Below are 14,671 nucleotides of genomic sequence, written 5' to 3'. Positions count from 1 at the left end.
TAAGAGAAAATGCAATTTTTCATATTTTATCAATTATGTCACGATTTAATTGATAGTATTTTACATTCAAGCGCATTGGAGGCGAATGCTTATGCAACAAGGAATCGTAAAGTGGTTCAATAACGAAAAAGGTTATGGCTTTATTGAATGTGATGATGGAGAAGATGTATTTGTACATTTTACGGGCATACAAGAGGAAGGCTTCCGTACACTTGAAGAAGGACAAAAGGTTTCATTTGATGTAGTGGAAGGCAATCGCGGCCCGCAAGCATCAAATGTTGTGAAATTATAAGGTACAAGGAGCTGTTCAACAACTGAACAGCTCCTTATTTATTAAACTAAACATATCTACGGGTTAAGCCAATAAAATGCCGAAGGAAACATTAATGTTTCCTTTGTTCGATCAGTATCCTTCAATGTCACTCCGAAAGGCCCTTCACTTTTATGTCCAAGCATCATTTTTGTAGCAGCAGCTTCTTCATAGAAATCTAAACGAATATTTGGCAAATGTAGGGCAATAAACTCGGAATGTACAACTGGCTCCGGTAATTGTAATACTTCATGCCATAACTTTGCTGTTGCCTGTGCATCTTGCACATAAAATTGCACAGATTCCATTGAAATCGTTTGTGATGTTGTTACCGCCCCACTGGCTATTAACTGCGCATAGCGCTCCTCATCTCCATCAGCCCACTCAATAAAAAATGGAAAATCAATTGCTTGCCCTACTTTCCCAAAATGCAATAGTTTCCAATGCACAACTGATCCATCTGGTCTCGTTCGACTACAAGCATCTGGTCCATAAACATCGAAACCAAGAGCACTTAATCGTTGTGCCTCTTGCTCTATATTTGTTGTACGTAAAGCAATTCTTGAAAAACCATAGCGCTCATTGTTCTGTTTGAACGTATAATGCAGAGAATACGGTAATTTAGCCGCTTCCTCAAATAGTGCATGATCGTATACTGCTATTTGTTCAATATAGCTTAATCCAAAATAGCTTAACGTATTATATGTCCCCCACATTGTGTGTTGCCCACCATTCACGGTATGGATATGACGTTTATTTAAAAAGACTTTCATATTTTCTGGTGACTGAACTTGATGAACTAAATGATCAAAATACAAAGTCATACTTCTACCTCCTTTTGTCCTTTCATTATATACTTTACCAGTTAGTTTTGTTGGTTTAAATTAAAATTAAAAATATTTAAATAGTTATAGTACTTTCTCTATACTATGAAACTATTTTAAATGATGTCATTCAAGGCCTACAATGGATTTTGTTTTAAGATTTTGCGAAGTTTGTAGCTGCTTAAGAGGATTGGTATGGCAATCAGACAATATAAAAAATGACCAATGCCAGTGTTCTTTCTTAACATACAACACTGCTATTGGTCATTTTTTATGGGATGTAATTTGTTTAACGTAAGGATTACGTTTTGTACATCATTTTATATACGAAAGTTTGCAGCATATTTTAACACGAGCTGCGTTCGGGAAGTGACTTGAAATTTCCGATATAAATTTTGCAGATGCTTCTTCACCGTATTTTCACTGACATATAAAATACTAGCAATTTCTGCATTTTTAAACCCTTTACATAAATAGCGTAACAGTTCCTTTTCACGTTGGGTAATTTGCAATGATTTTGTTGGCTGAACGTATTGATGTAATAAATAACTATTTTCAATCAAGCGCTTCATAACTAATAGCTTTTGCCGATCCTGCTCGGTAAAGGGCTTCTCCCCCTTTTTGCGCAAAAAGCCAATTGCTGCTGATGGCTTATGTTGTATAGACAAATACATCACCATTTCATCTATAAAATCATGGTATTGTAAAAAGCGTTCTATATAATAACGCTTATTCTTTCTTGATATCACTTCGTTTTGTTGCATTAATTGAATATCAGGCTGGTTTTGCATATTCATCGGATGTAAAGGATCATAAAATTTAAATGTATTTAAATAACTTTCAACTGTATACGCTTCTACATTAAAACACACTGGTTGATTAGTTAACTCGTCATCTATCACTTCCCAGAATATAGCATGCTCGTAGTGAAAACATTCACCTAATACTTGCAAAACATTCAATTTAAAATCTTCACTTGTTTGTTGCAAATTAATATTTGAAATTCTAAACATTGCTTCTAGTAAATAGTTCACCTCTTTTATTTCACAACTTATTATAAACACCCCCATTTTCTCTTTTAAACTCATATATTCTCTTTAAAGCAATTTTATCCTTTTGGGTAATATTAATTTTTTATTTATCATTTTAAAATAAACTTGTAAGTCACACTAATATTGAGGTGATCAGATGAATTTACAAGAATATGCTTCCTACGATGGGCTTGGATTAGCAGAGTTAGTAAAAACAAAGCAGGTGACACCGCAAGAACTTACAAAATTAGCGCTACAAGGAATTGACAAAGTGAACGCTTCGATTAATGCCGTTGTTAGCGTATTAGAGGAACAGGCTGAAAAAGCAATGTCAACTTTACATGAACAACAACCATTTGCAGGTGTCCCCTTTTTAATTAAAGAACTTGTCATTCATGCGGAAGATGTGCCACATAGTATGGGCAGTCGTGTGGCAGAAAAGGCGGTGATGTCCGTTGACAGTGAATTAATGAAACGTTTTAAAAACGCAGGTTTTGTATTAAGTGGTACAACGACAACACCCGAATTCGGTTATAATGCTGCAACGGAAGCTGTCGTTTACGGCCCTACTCGTAACCCATGGAATCTAGACCATAGCCCAGGAGGTTCAAGTGGTGGAGCATCTGCTGCTGTTGCTAGCGGCATCGTCCCTATCGCACATGGGAATGATGGTGGCGGATCCCTTCGTATTCCCGCATCATGCAGTGGTGTCATCGGTTTAAAGCCTTCACGTGGCCGCGTACCGATGGGCCCTTACAATAGCGAAGCATTAAATGGACTAGCTATTGAATTTGCCCTTACTAAAACGATTCGTGATACCGCTGCTTTACTGGATCAAGTAGCTGGGCCAGACTTAGGATGCTACTCGGTTATACAAAGCCCAGAAATGCCCTATAGTAAAGCGATTCTACAAAAGGGAAGAGCACTAAAAATCGCCTGGACTACAGCAACTAATTCTGGTGTATCTGTCGATATGGAATGTATTGAGGCCGTTCATAAGACGGTTAAATTATTAGAACAGTTAGGGCATGAAGTAGTTGAAGCACGACCAGTTTATGACCAAGCAACCTTTTCAAGTGCAACGGTCAATATTTGGGCAGCGAATATTTATAAAATGATTGAAGGTGCTGCCGCATTAACTGGGAAAACACCTTCACGCGATCATATTGAAGCGGCCATTTGGCAGTGTTATGAATATGGCAAAGAGTTAAAAGCTAGTGCACTATTAGAAGCCATCCATACCAATGCACTTGTGTCACGCCAAGTTGGAACATTCTTTGCGGATTATGATGTGCTATTAAGTCCAACAATCGCCACATTACCAGCCAAAATCGGTGAGCTAAATGCCAATAATCCAACTATTTCAGCAATAGAATGGACAGAACAAATTTTCACATACGCACCGTTCACAAACTTGTTTAATGCAACAGGTCAACCATCGTTATCGTTGCCACTTGCGATGAGTGCGTCAGGCTTACCAATCGGACTCCAATTTACAGGGCGCTTCGCTGATGAGCTAACACTGCTTCAGCTTGGGAAACAATTAGAGGAAGCGGCTCCATGGAAAGACCGTCTTCCACCCGTACATGTAGGTACTGAAGTTGCAGAAATTGCTAGAAAGTAGGAAAAAGGAGGTGCAAGATTCATGCTTGCACCTCCTTTTTCTTGTTTATCGACATTGGACATTCTATTAAGACAAACGTTTGAAATACGAGACAACCCAGCCGTTTGTTCTTAGTCGAACAATAGTGTGCCCGCATAAATTGCGTTTGTTCTTACCCCTGGTTTTATTTCTCCATTTATAGAATAAATGTTGCTATCCATTAACACTAAGCCCTCACCACAAGGTGCATCAAATGGGACTTTTCCTACAGAACGCCAAGTATCTTCTTGCGCATTATAGATGAGTACATCTTTATTCCACTTAAATTCATAAGGATCTGCAGTAAAGTATTTTGTTCTAAATGCCAAAAGTTCATCATCTTTTAATGTCCCTAAATTTTTTACTGCATCATCATAAACTTCTTTATTGAAACCGCCAATGACCATCATTTCATTGTTATTTAATTTGACTGAATTAGCGCCAAGTAAAGATAGCTCTTTATCATCCACTTTTACAGAGGAGACTTTGGACCATTGGTTTTTTTCAATATTATATTGGTAGCCATCTGTATAGGCAACAGATCCGCCACCACTAAATACATAAAGGTTTCCATTTAATATTTGGGCCACACTTTGGTTTCGAACACTTTCCCCTGGTATCGAAGCGAGCTCTTTTATTTTCAATGTTTTTAAATCATATTCATATAATTTATTGCTTTCTTTTGCATTTTGCTTACCAAGACCAATATACAATTTACCATTCTTTTCAGCCGCTATCCCATCACTAAATGTAAATGGCAAATCCCCTATTTTCTCTACTTTCAATTTTTGATTTTTGTCAACCGTAAATAATGTGATATCATCTGCATATTCTTTGTCAGGACTGCCACCAATATAATAGATTCCCTTTTCTGTCGTGATAGACGCTCCATAACCAATCTCATGATTAAGATTCGTATGTTCTACAAGCGTTAACTTGTTTTTATCTTTTTTATAGACATAGACATCGGAGTAATGTTTCTTTGCCCCTCCATTTAAAACTGTATCATAAGGGAAATTAGCACCTCCTCCTACGATTAAATAATCTTTATAAGAGCCAGCTAAGACGCCAGCTGTCCCAATATTCTTGTCAAATCCTTTTTGTGCCTCAAGTTCTCCTGCAAATTCCCATGTTATTCTTTCCAATGATTCTCCGCCCTTAGAAGCTTCTACTTTTTTATTTGCCATACCAACACCTAAAACCAACATCGACACCATAGCTACTACCAAAAATTTTTTCATACGTTCGCCTCCTCTTCATTTGGAAATCATAAATTTCTTATTATGGATATAAAAAATAGTGCGCAAATCACCTCCTTTGGGGGATTGCTTTTATTTCTAAATAGCCTTATAAAAATTCTAAATATTCCGAATATTTAAGTGTAAAAAAGATTACTCTTTTGAAGGAAAACGATAAGAAAAGAGGTGAAAATAGGCGTTTATATTGAACGACGGACATCGTAACAAAATCTATATTGAAACGATAGAAAACAATCAGCTTCTTCGACAACAAAACTCCTTAGATAGATAAACCAATGCTAGTCATCCATTGATAGTTCTTTTTGATAAGATAAGACACCTCTACAAAAAGTCATTAGCACCTCGTAATGATCGTCTAAAACTACTACATCTGCATCCTTCCCTACTGCAATACTTCCTTTTCGATGACTAATATTTAACTGCTTTGCAGGATTCCTTGACGTCATGTTAATAACATCTTCCAGTGTACAGTCATCACAGTAATGCAGCATATTTTTCATTGCATCATCAAGTTTTAACACACTGCCCGCTAATGTGCCATTTTGTAATTCAGCCGTACCATCTTTCACGATGACCAACTGACCGCCTAAATCATAATTGCCATTTTTTAAACATTTTGCACGCATGGAATCTGTTATTAAAATGAGCTTCTCGCTTTTTTTACTTCGATATGCTAACTGAATCATTTCAGGACATACATGAATGCCATCTACGATTAACTCAGCATATAATTCTTCCAGCAACAAAGCAGCCCCCGCGACGCCCGGCTCTCGGTGATGCAATCCTTTCATTTGATTAAATAAATGCGTTACTTGCGTAGCCCCCGCAGCCATCGCTTTTTGGACTAGCGCAAATGTCGCATTCGAATGGCCGATTGAGATGACAACACCATGTTGTTTCAAATGCTGGATTAGTTCCAAGCCCCCTTTTTGCTCAGGAGCCAACGTAACCAGTTTAATGGTTCCTTCAGCTAGCTTTTGCCATTTTTCAAATAGCGAGATTTCTGGCAGCACGATAAAATCCACTGGTTGAGCCCCTGCCATGCTAGGGTTCACAAATGGCCCTTCTAAATGAACCCCTAGCACCTCTGCCTGACCTGGTTGTTGATGATTTTTTATAAAATTTGCTGCATTTTTTAACGCCTGTGAAATATGGTCGTCCGATTGTGTCATTGTCGTCGCTAAAAAACTCGTTGTCCCTTCCTGTGGCAATGCTTGGACAATTGTTTTCAGCGATGCAATTTCTCCATCCATTACATCAGCGCCAGACGTACCGTGAATATGAATATCAATGAGGCCAGGTATTACGATATGTCCCTGTAAATCAATGATAACGGCTTGCTCATCCGTTCTATAATTGTGCATCCATCCTATAGCTTGAATTTTCTTACCCGTCATCTTTATAAATCCATCATCAATAATGCCATTTTCTGCATATATTTTGGCATTCGTTAAAACAATTGATTGTTCCATCAACCTCACTCTCCCCACCAATCAATTTACTTGTCCTAATATTTTGTCTGCCTTTATAACATCTTCTCAATAACCGCTTGTGCAGTCAGTTCTTTGTTATGAACGGAGTCCTTATTTGTTTGCTTAAAGTATTCTAAATAGAGTAAATCTAAAAGATAGAGCTGTGATATTTTTGCAGATAAACTGCCCCCTTGAAGTGGCCCTTCATTCGCACCGCAAAGCAATGTAATATCAGAGAAACTTGTTAAAGGAGACTTCGCAAATCTCGTGATTGAAATAATTTTTGCCCCTCGTTCTTTTGCTACTTTTGCTACTTCAATTGTATCCTTCGTTGAACCCGAATAAGATATAAGCACAGCTACGTCTTGCTTTGTCATTAAAGCAGCAGACATAATTTGCAGATGTGAATCGAGCGAGCACTCGGTTTTATTCGTAATTCTCATAAACTTGTTTTTAGCCTCCATTGCTGTCAATAAAGACGAGCCGACGCCAAAGAAGTGAATTCTTTGGGCATTAATCATGCACTCAACAGCTAGTGCAATATCCTGTTCCGATAGTAAATTAAAGGTTTCCGTTAGCGCTTGAACGTTTGAAGATAAAACCTTCGACGATAGTTCCGCAATCGTATCTTGCATCGTAATGGCACTAGAAAGTTGCGGGGTTTCATTATCGAGAGAAATGCTATGAGCTAACATAATTTTAAACTCCTGATAGCCTTTTAAATCCATCGTTTTACAAAATCGAAATACACTTGATTCTCCTACATTACACGCATCAGCCAAATCGGTAATCGACATGTAAATAACATCTTTAATATTTTCGAGAATATAATCAGCTACCTTTTTTTCCGTGTTAGTAAAAGAATTGTATCTCGAATGAATAAGTGAAAATATATCTTGATTTGCCATTTTAATACTCCTTCTATTAATCGCCTCGTAAATGAAGTGACACAGCACCTAAAACGCCGGCTTTATTTCCAAGTGAGGCTTTCATAATTTTAACATCTGCGAAACTCTCCATCGTTAACGCTTTCACTTGATGTGCTATGATCTCAACAAGATTATCTTGCTCCATAACACCACCACCTATTATAATCGCTTGAGGATTAAAAATGTGAATGAAGGAAGTTAACCCTAATGCTACTTCTACTATCCAATCTTGAAAAACCCTTTCTAAGCTTTTATCTCCCTGATGCATTCTTTCGAAAATGACTCTACCATTTATAAAGTCAGCGTTTATTTGCTGTGCTTTTTTGATTAAAGCCGTTGTAGAAGCGTACGTTTCATAACATCCTTGCTTACCACAGTTACACTTATTACCGAAAGGATGCGTAATCACGTGCCCAAATTCTGCTGCTAAGCCATTATGCCCTTTATAAATTTTAGAATCTATGATAATGGCACCACCAATACCTGTACCATAAGTTAAACAAATAAAATCATGATAGTTCTGTGCTGCGCCAAAATACTTTTCCCCTAGGGCAGCTGCATTGACATCATTTTCAACTTTAACAGGCACTTTAAAATGCCTCTCGAGAATTTCCTTTAATTTAGTTCCCGTATAGTTTGGAATATTATCATTAGCATAAATAATAGAACCATCTGCACTATTAACCTGACCTGCCGTACTAATGCCTATTGCTTGAAAGCCTTGAAACTCATGGATTATCTTAATTAGTTTTTCAACTAAATACTTTCCGCCCTTGTTACTTTCCGTATCGTATTCTTTAAATACTTCTAAGCGCCCATTATAATCTGCGATACCTACTTTTATCGATGTTCCACCAATATCAGCGGCTAATATTTTCACTTGCATCATCCTTTAAAACACTATTCTTCTTCCTCTAGCAATCTTCACTATTGTATAGCCTGAACAAATCTTTTCGTAATTTCCATCGGTCTAGTGATTGCTGTACCGACCACTGCTGTATGAACACCTAAATCAAAAACGCGTTTCAATTCTTCTGGAGTCCAAATACCACCTTCCGCAATAACAGGGATCGGAAAACTTTGGACTAATCTTTTGATTAACGCTGTATCCGGCAATTTTTTATCATTTGTATATTCCGTATAACCACTTAATGTTGTACCTAAGCAATCAAAACCAAGTTCATAGGCCACTTTTGCTTCTTCATACGTGGAGCAATCAGCCATAAAAATTTGATCTTTAAATGTTTCCCTAATTTTAGGGAAACATTCGCTGATAGTTGTGCCATCAGGTCGTTTCCTTTTCGTTGCATCTAGTGCAATGATATCTACCCCCTCCTGATAAAGCAATTCAATCTCATGAGCAGTAGGTGTTATCACTACGTCGGACCCTTCACACGTCTTTTTAATAATACCAATAATCGGCAGTTCAACCATACGCTTAATTTCTCTAATATCTTCAATACTATTTGCCCGAATGCCCTTAGCTCCCCCAAGCATCGCGGCATAAGCCATTTTCCCCATAATAAAAGGGCTGTGAAGAGGTTCTTCTGGAAGTGCCTGACATGAAACAATCAGTTGTCTTTTAATACCGTCAAATACTTTTTGTTTTTTATTCATTTGCATACATCTCCATGGATAAACATTTACTTATCTGCTCCAATCGTTATTCCTTTTGTAAAGTACTTCTGGAAGAAAATAAATATCAGTAACATCGGAATTGCTGCTACAGTAGCACCAGCCATCTTATAAGCAAAGTTTGGATTTAAATCTTGCATTAAGGTTGCGATTCCTACCATTAATGTTTTGGAATGAACGTCTTGCCCAACAACAAGCTGCCATAAATAGTCGTTCCAAACTTGCACAAAGTTAAGAATAAATAAAGCACCTATACCCGGTTTAACTAATGGCAACATAATCTTAAAAAATATACGGAATTCGCTTGCGCCATCGATTTTGGCCGCTTCTCTCAATGAATCTGGAATTGTATCAAAAAATCCTTTTAGTAAAAATACCCCGAAGGCTGTTGCGACATTAGGCCAAATCATACCACTTAATGTATTGACCATATTCATATCTTGAATAATTCTAAATAGCGGAACAATCATAACCTCTTTAGGTATCATTAAACTTGAAATAAAAATAATGAAAATGATGTTTTTCCCTTTAAATTTCAATTGGGAAAAGGCATAGGCCGCAAGTGAACTAACAACAATTAAAGCAAATGTGGACATTAAAGCTACAAACAAACTATTATAAGTCCATATAAAAGCTGGCTGATTGTTAAATACATCTACATAGTTACTAAAGTTTAAGCTTTTGGGAAACCAATCTGGTGGCATTTTTACGACATCCGCACTGTTCTTAAAGGAACTTGTCACAAGCCAATAGAGCGGGAAAAGACTTAAACCAGCAAAAAATAGTACAATGCAATTTGTTATGATTTCTATTTTTTCTCTTTTCCTCTTGTTTTTCTTTCTTCGCATAGTCGTTCACCTCTAATTCTTCTTAAGCATTGTTCTTAGCTGTGGAGTAGATAACACTAATGTAATGAGGAACATAATTACACCTACTGCAGAAGCAATACCAAGCTGGTTATACTTAAATGCATTATTGTATAAGTAATACATGAGTGTCGTAGAGGCGTTGTTTGGCCCTCCACCTGTTAATAACTGAATAACGACAAATATTTTAAGTACTGCGATAATATTCATAATAATAATGTAAATCGTCGTCGGTTTAACCATTGGAATAATGATTTTGAATATGATTTTCATGCGACTCGCACCATCGACTTCAGCCGCTTCAAAAAGTTCCTTTTGCACCCCAATCATAGAGGCAATATAAAGGATAATGGCCTGCCCCACATTTGTCGCAAAGGTAACGAAAATAATGACTGGTAATACCCAATTCGTATCCCCTAAAAAGTTGACGGAGGCTAGTTCCATTTTTCTTGCTATAAAAGGAATAAGTCCATTTGCAGGGTTTAGCAAAAAGCTCCATATCATACTCATAACAACCGCCGAGACCATCACCGGAATATAATATGCACCTTGTATAAAAGACACATATTTCGCATTTTTATCAAATACAGTAGAGGCAACAAACAGGGCGAAAAACACCGTCAACGCGACAATACATACTACAAAAATAACGGTGTTGATTGTAGACTGAACGAATACAGGATCACTAAATAATTTTTTATAGTTATCAAAACCAATAAACACTTCATCTTGATAATTTATTTTAAATAAACTTAAACGGATTCCTTCTATAATAGGGTAAACTAAAAATATAAGAAAAAGTAAAATTTGAGGTGCGATAAACAAGTAACCTGTCATATTTTCTTTAAACGATTTTTTATTGATTTTCATCGGTATCATTTACCTTTCTACAATTTAAGCCCCAGCATCTAGGGGCTTAAATTGTTGTAAAGTTGTATACACGCCATGCTATTTTTTATAAATTACAGAATCTGCTTTTGATTCCTCAATTACTTCATTGCCTTTTGTTTCATAATCTTTCACAGCCTGCTCCGCCGTTTTTCCACCCGTGTATAGTGCTTGTAATTCTGGATATAAAACTTGTCTTAATTGGCTGTAGCCCGGTACGTTACCTGTGAAGTTAAACATGTAAGGGTCGTTAGCAGAATACGCCTCGAAATAAGGCTTTTCAGATTTGAACTCATTGGCAACTGATGTTCTAACAGGTACACCATTTTTAGAAGCCTTGACAAGTTCAGCATCAGTGGAAATAAATTTCACAAAATCTTTACTAACTTTTATTCTCGTTTCATCTTTTGTGTCAAATACAGTTGCACCCGTTACATACGTGAACGATAATGGATCGCCACTTTCAGAAGGAATGTTTGCTAGTCTTATATCAAACTTAGGCGCTTTTCCACTTTCCATATCAGCCTTTGCGTTATTGAATAATATTGCGTTAGTAAAACTAATTGCAAGCTGTTGATTTTGGAACATCGCATTCACGTCATTTGAAGAAACGGATTCTACCCCTGGATTTGTTAAGCCATCATCGTAAATTTTCTTTAACCAATTGGCTGCTTTCACACCGTTAGCATCATCAATGATTAAATTGCCGTTGTTATCAAAAAATTGATTGCCAAACATTCTTAAATAAGCAAGATTCCAAGTATCCCCTTGATTATTTAACGCATATAATCCCATAGGATACGCATTTGAATATTGATCTTTCGGTATATCGGACTTTAACTTGTTTAATATTTTTTCATAGTCAGCTAGTGTCCAAGTTTTAATTTCATACTCTCCACCAATGTACTCGTCAAGTCCTGCAGCTTTAAACATATCCGCATTGTAAGCTAAAGTACCTGGGTTATGTGAGAATGGGAAGAAGTACACATCTTCACCAAATGTCACACTGTCCCAATAACCTTGGGCAATATCTTTTTTTGATTCCTCATCCACAATATCATTTAATGATACTAAAGCTCCTCTATGAGCGTAGTCTCCCATGGCAAATACACTTTCAAAGAACACATCTGGAGGTGTTCCTCCATTCAGATTGACATTTAATAGCTCATCTCGTTGCTCCCCTGCAATTACTTCTACATTCACCTTAACGTTATGCTCCTTATACTCAGCAGCGAAACGCTCCCCTGCATGTTTGAAGAAGCTATCATAATCTGCTCCATCTTCGGAAGCATCTAAAACCCCTTTCCATTGCGGAGTTAACCATACTTTTAGCTCTACCACATCAGATGAACTAGAGCTAGATTTTGAACTATCAGTAGAAGTACTTGTACATCCTGCTAGCACTGAAAGTACAAACAAGATTGCTATTGCAGTTGCGAAATAACGCCTTTGAAACATAAACGACTCCCCCTTTTGAATGTCATTAAAATAAAATTGCCTTTATGAAAGACAAGCTTTTTATTAGCTTGTGTCCTCCCCTATGTGAAATTACACTTGTAATTATCGACAACCTTTATTACTAACGGTTGACCTTTTCAAGTGGACTACCCTTTATACTTTTGGATGGCGTTGTCGATTAACGCTTTAATACCAGCGATTTTATTTAAATCGTCACCCGATATTGGCTCTAATGGAGCTCTGACACTGCCTATATGAACCCCATTTTGTTTTAAAACTTCTTTAATCGTGGAATATAGAGAACCATTTAACGAACATAAAGCAACGATAATATCATTAATATCATGTTGAATTTTTCTAGCATTCGCGAAATCCCCTGCTGACACAAATTTTTCTGCCATTAAAAATAGCTCAGGCATCACGGCATATGTTCCACCAATTCCGCTATCGGCACCGATTATTCTGCCTGAAACGTATTGCTCATCAGGCCCATTAAAGACGATAAAATTGTCACCAGCAGTAGCCTTAAATCTTTCAATATCCATAACAGGCATAGAAGAATTTTTTACCCCTATCACTTTTTCATTTTCTATTAGTTTTTTAAAGAGATTGAGTGAAAGGTCAAAACCTGTCGTTTGTGGGATATTGTAAATAATAAATGGCATTGTCGTTGCATCCATAATTTCCGTCCAATACTTATAAACCGAACTTTCTGAAAATTTAAAGTAAATAGGTGGAATGGCCGAGACAGCATCATAGCCTAATTCTTCTGCATATTTTGCTAAAATTACACTATCTCTTGTTGATGGTGCCCCCACATGTGCGATTAATGTAAGCTTCCCTTTTAGTTGTTGTGCCACATATTTTAGTGTCGCTTTTCTTTCTTCTAAGCTGTGATAAATACATTCTCCTGAACTTCCACCAACGTAAAGCCCTTTAACACCTTTTTTGTATAAATAGTTACACAATTCTTTCGTTCTACTTTCAGATATTTCTCCTAGCTCATCATAACAAGCATAAAAAGCAGGAATGATTCCTTTATACTTTTCTAAATTCACCTTTGAACACCACCTAAAAAGTTTTTATATCATTGTCCGTTGACAAAACACAACGAAAATAGCATGGTTCAATGCCCCTATTTTCAAAATGATAAAGCATGGCATTAACCTCTTGCGTTTTTTAAATGCCAATCATTACTGTTAACGCTTACAAGTAATATTATAACAAGTCAAAAAAATTGTAAATAATTTTCTTCATTTTTTTAATTTACGGAGAAAAATTCCACCTTCGTAAACAATAATAAAAAACTACTCCTTATAGACATGACCGAAATCTATTTAGAAAGACCGATATAAAGGGCTTCAGACTAGCCCACTTGATGTCTAGGAATATTTAAATTGTTTTACAGATGGAGATACGATTGTTTACAATCAGTCTAAAAAGGAGAAATCAATGCTTAAGAAATTAGAAAATTATTTTCAGACTGCCTTTACAACTACATATAATGCACAAGACAACAGTAAATATTGGTTTATAACAGAGGATAATTGTAAATTCGGCATCGTCAAAACAGCCCTTTCAGATGCCGAACGTAATCTTTTACTGACTTTATTTCTTCCCATAGACAATACGATGAATGGACAAAATAACTCTAGCGTTCAACAAAAATGGTATGATTTTTTAAACAACGATGGCAAAGAGCTACCCTTTTTACAAGATGTAAAAACTTTGCGTTTTTGCTATTTCTATCTCAAACAACCAATTGAGGATTTACATAATTTTAAAGAGGCCATTACAGGAGGATTTCAGCAACCGGTAATACTTATGATGGACGATACACATGGCATTATCGTAGATGAAAAGCCCCAAGTCGTTTTTGATAAAGAGGCGTTTAGCCAACTAAGTGATACATTAACGAGTGATTTTTTTGTTAAAATTTATAGTTATATCGGTCAACTGCATCAAGCTGATTTATTCGTAAAAGAAAAGTTTAGCTATGAATACCAATGTTTCAAAGCAATCCATCGATTCGCTGATCGGGAAAAATCACTCACATTTCACGAAGCATTGCCTTTACTACTCATTCATGCTCCATCACTCGTTAACAAAAACATACTCTCGAATTTGTTTGTTGAAAGTATGCAAGGGCAGGAGATGCTTGATACAATTCAAGTCTTTTTACAATGTAATTTAAACGCGTCTTTGACTGCCAAAAAACTTTATATTCATCGCAATAGCCTACAGTATCGATTGGATAAGTTTATAGAAAATACAGGAATCGATATTCGTTCCTTTGCCAATGCTACATTTGTTTCACTTGCTATGTTGTTGCTAAAATCAGAAAATTATTAATAGTT

General features: G+C 36.5%; 14 protein-coding genes. 3 read left to right on the top strand and 11 right to left on the bottom strand.

The genetic code is table 11. The features are described 5' to 3' along the window. The first annotated feature begins 91 nt into the window (after window positions 1–91). Window positions 92–292 (top strand): cold-shock protein, encoded by a 201-nt coding sequence (locus C9J37_RS02810; RefSeq protein WP_004269397.1) that lies wholly within the window; start codon window positions 92–94, stop codon window positions 290–292. A gap of 56 nt (window positions 293–348) precedes the next feature. Here C9J37_RS02810 and C9J37_RS02805 read toward each other — a convergent pair whose 3' ends face one another. Together C9J37_RS02805 and C9J37_RS02800 are read right to left on the bottom strand one after the other, a co-directional pair. Continuing rightward, complete coding sequence (locus C9J37_RS02805) at window positions 349–1,134, bottom strand: VOC family protein (RefSeq protein ID WP_024363475.1); 786 nt, start codon at window positions 1,132–1,134, stop codon at window positions 349–351. A gap of 320 nt (window positions 1,135–1,454) precedes the next feature. Next, window positions 1,455–2,198: a response regulator transcription factor gene (locus C9J37_RS02800; protein WP_235617004.1), complete on the bottom strand. Its 744-nt coding sequence runs from the start codon at window positions 2,196–2,198 to the stop codon at window positions 1,455–1,457. Between the two features lie 124 nt (window positions 2,199–2,322). Between C9J37_RS02800 and C9J37_RS02795 the strand changes: the two genes are divergently transcribed. Further along, window positions 2,323–3,789 (top strand): amidase, encoded by a 1,467-nt coding sequence (locus C9J37_RS02795; RefSeq protein ID WP_107894152.1) that lies wholly within the window; start codon window positions 2,323–2,325, stop codon window positions 3,787–3,789. 110 nt (window positions 3,790–3,899) lie between these two features. Here the strand turns inward: C9J37_RS02795 and C9J37_RS02790 are convergent, their stop codons facing one another. The 9 genes from C9J37_RS02790 to C9J37_RS02750 all read right to left on the bottom strand — a co-directional run bounded on the left by C9J37_RS02790 (window position 3,900) and on the right by C9J37_RS02750 (window position 13,372). Then, window positions 3,900–5,048, bottom strand: a complete 1,149-nt coding sequence (locus C9J37_RS02790; protein WP_107894151.1) for a cyclically-permuted mutarotase family protein — start codon at window positions 5,046–5,048, stop codon at window positions 3,900–3,902. Window positions 5,049–5,344: 296 nt separating this feature from the next. After that, complete coding sequence (gene nagA / locus C9J37_RS02785) at window positions 5,345–6,538, bottom strand: N-acetylglucosamine-6-phosphate deacetylase (protein WP_107894150.1); 1,194 nt, start codon at window positions 6,536–6,538, stop codon at window positions 5,345–5,347. Between the two features lie 53 nt (window positions 6,539–6,591). Continuing rightward, a complete protein-coding gene (locus C9J37_RS02780; protein WP_107894149.1) occupies window positions 6,592–7,446 on the bottom strand; it encodes a MurR/RpiR family transcriptional regulator in 855 nt (284 codons plus the stop codon). A 16-nt stretch (window positions 7,447–7,462) separates the two neighbouring features. Next, window positions 7,463–8,347 carry an ROK family protein gene (locus C9J37_RS02775; RefSeq protein ID WP_107894300.1) on the bottom strand — a complete coding sequence of 295 codons (885 nt, stop codon included), beginning with the start codon at window positions 8,345–8,347 and terminating at the stop codon, window positions 7,463–7,465. Window positions 8,348–8,394: 47 nt separating this feature from the next. Next, window positions 8,395–9,084 (bottom strand): N-acetylmannosamine-6-phosphate 2-epimerase, encoded by a 690-nt coding sequence (locus C9J37_RS02770; protein WP_107894148.1) that lies wholly within the window; start codon window positions 9,082–9,084, stop codon window positions 8,395–8,397. 26 nt (window positions 9,085–9,110) lie between these two features. After that, window positions 9,111–9,950: a carbohydrate ABC transporter permease gene (locus C9J37_RS02765; RefSeq protein ID WP_069511421.1), complete on the bottom strand. Its 840-nt coding sequence runs from the start codon at window positions 9,948–9,950 to the stop codon at window positions 9,111–9,113. 12 nt (window positions 9,951–9,962) lie between these two features. Beyond that, window positions 9,963–10,838 (bottom strand): carbohydrate ABC transporter permease, encoded by an 876-nt coding sequence (locus C9J37_RS02760; protein WP_107894147.1) that lies wholly within the window; start codon window positions 10,836–10,838, stop codon window positions 9,963–9,965. Between the two features lie 78 nt (window positions 10,839–10,916). Beyond that, window positions 10,917–12,314, bottom strand: coding sequence for an ABC transporter substrate-binding protein (locus C9J37_RS02755; RefSeq protein ID WP_107894146.1), 1,398 nt, complete (start codon window positions 12,312–12,314; stop codon window positions 10,917–10,919). A gap of 146 nt (window positions 12,315–12,460) precedes the next feature. After that, window positions 12,461–13,372 carry a dihydrodipicolinate synthase family protein gene (locus tag C9J37_RS02750; protein WP_107894145.1) on the bottom strand — a complete coding sequence of 304 codons (912 nt, stop codon included), beginning with the start codon at window positions 13,370–13,372 and terminating at the stop codon, window positions 12,461–12,463. A gap of 394 nt (window positions 13,373–13,766) precedes the next feature. On the opposite strand from C9J37_RS02750, the gene C9J37_RS02745 reads away from it, so the two are divergent. Continuing rightward, on the top strand, window positions 13,767–14,666 hold the full coding sequence (locus C9J37_RS02745) for a PucR family transcriptional regulator (RefSeq protein WP_107894144.1): 900 nt from the start codon (window positions 13,767–13,769) through the stop codon (window positions 14,664–14,666). Window positions 14,667–14,671 lie beyond the last annotated feature (5 nt).

Origin of the sequence: Lysinibacillus mangiferihumi (genome assembly GCF_003049665.1) — a bacterium.
In the GTDB taxonomy this organism is placed as follows: domain Bacteria; phylum Bacillota; class Bacilli; order Bacillales_A; family Planococcaceae; genus Lysinibacillus; species Lysinibacillus mangiferihumi.
This window is presented reverse-complemented; position numbering and strand designations above follow the sequence as displayed.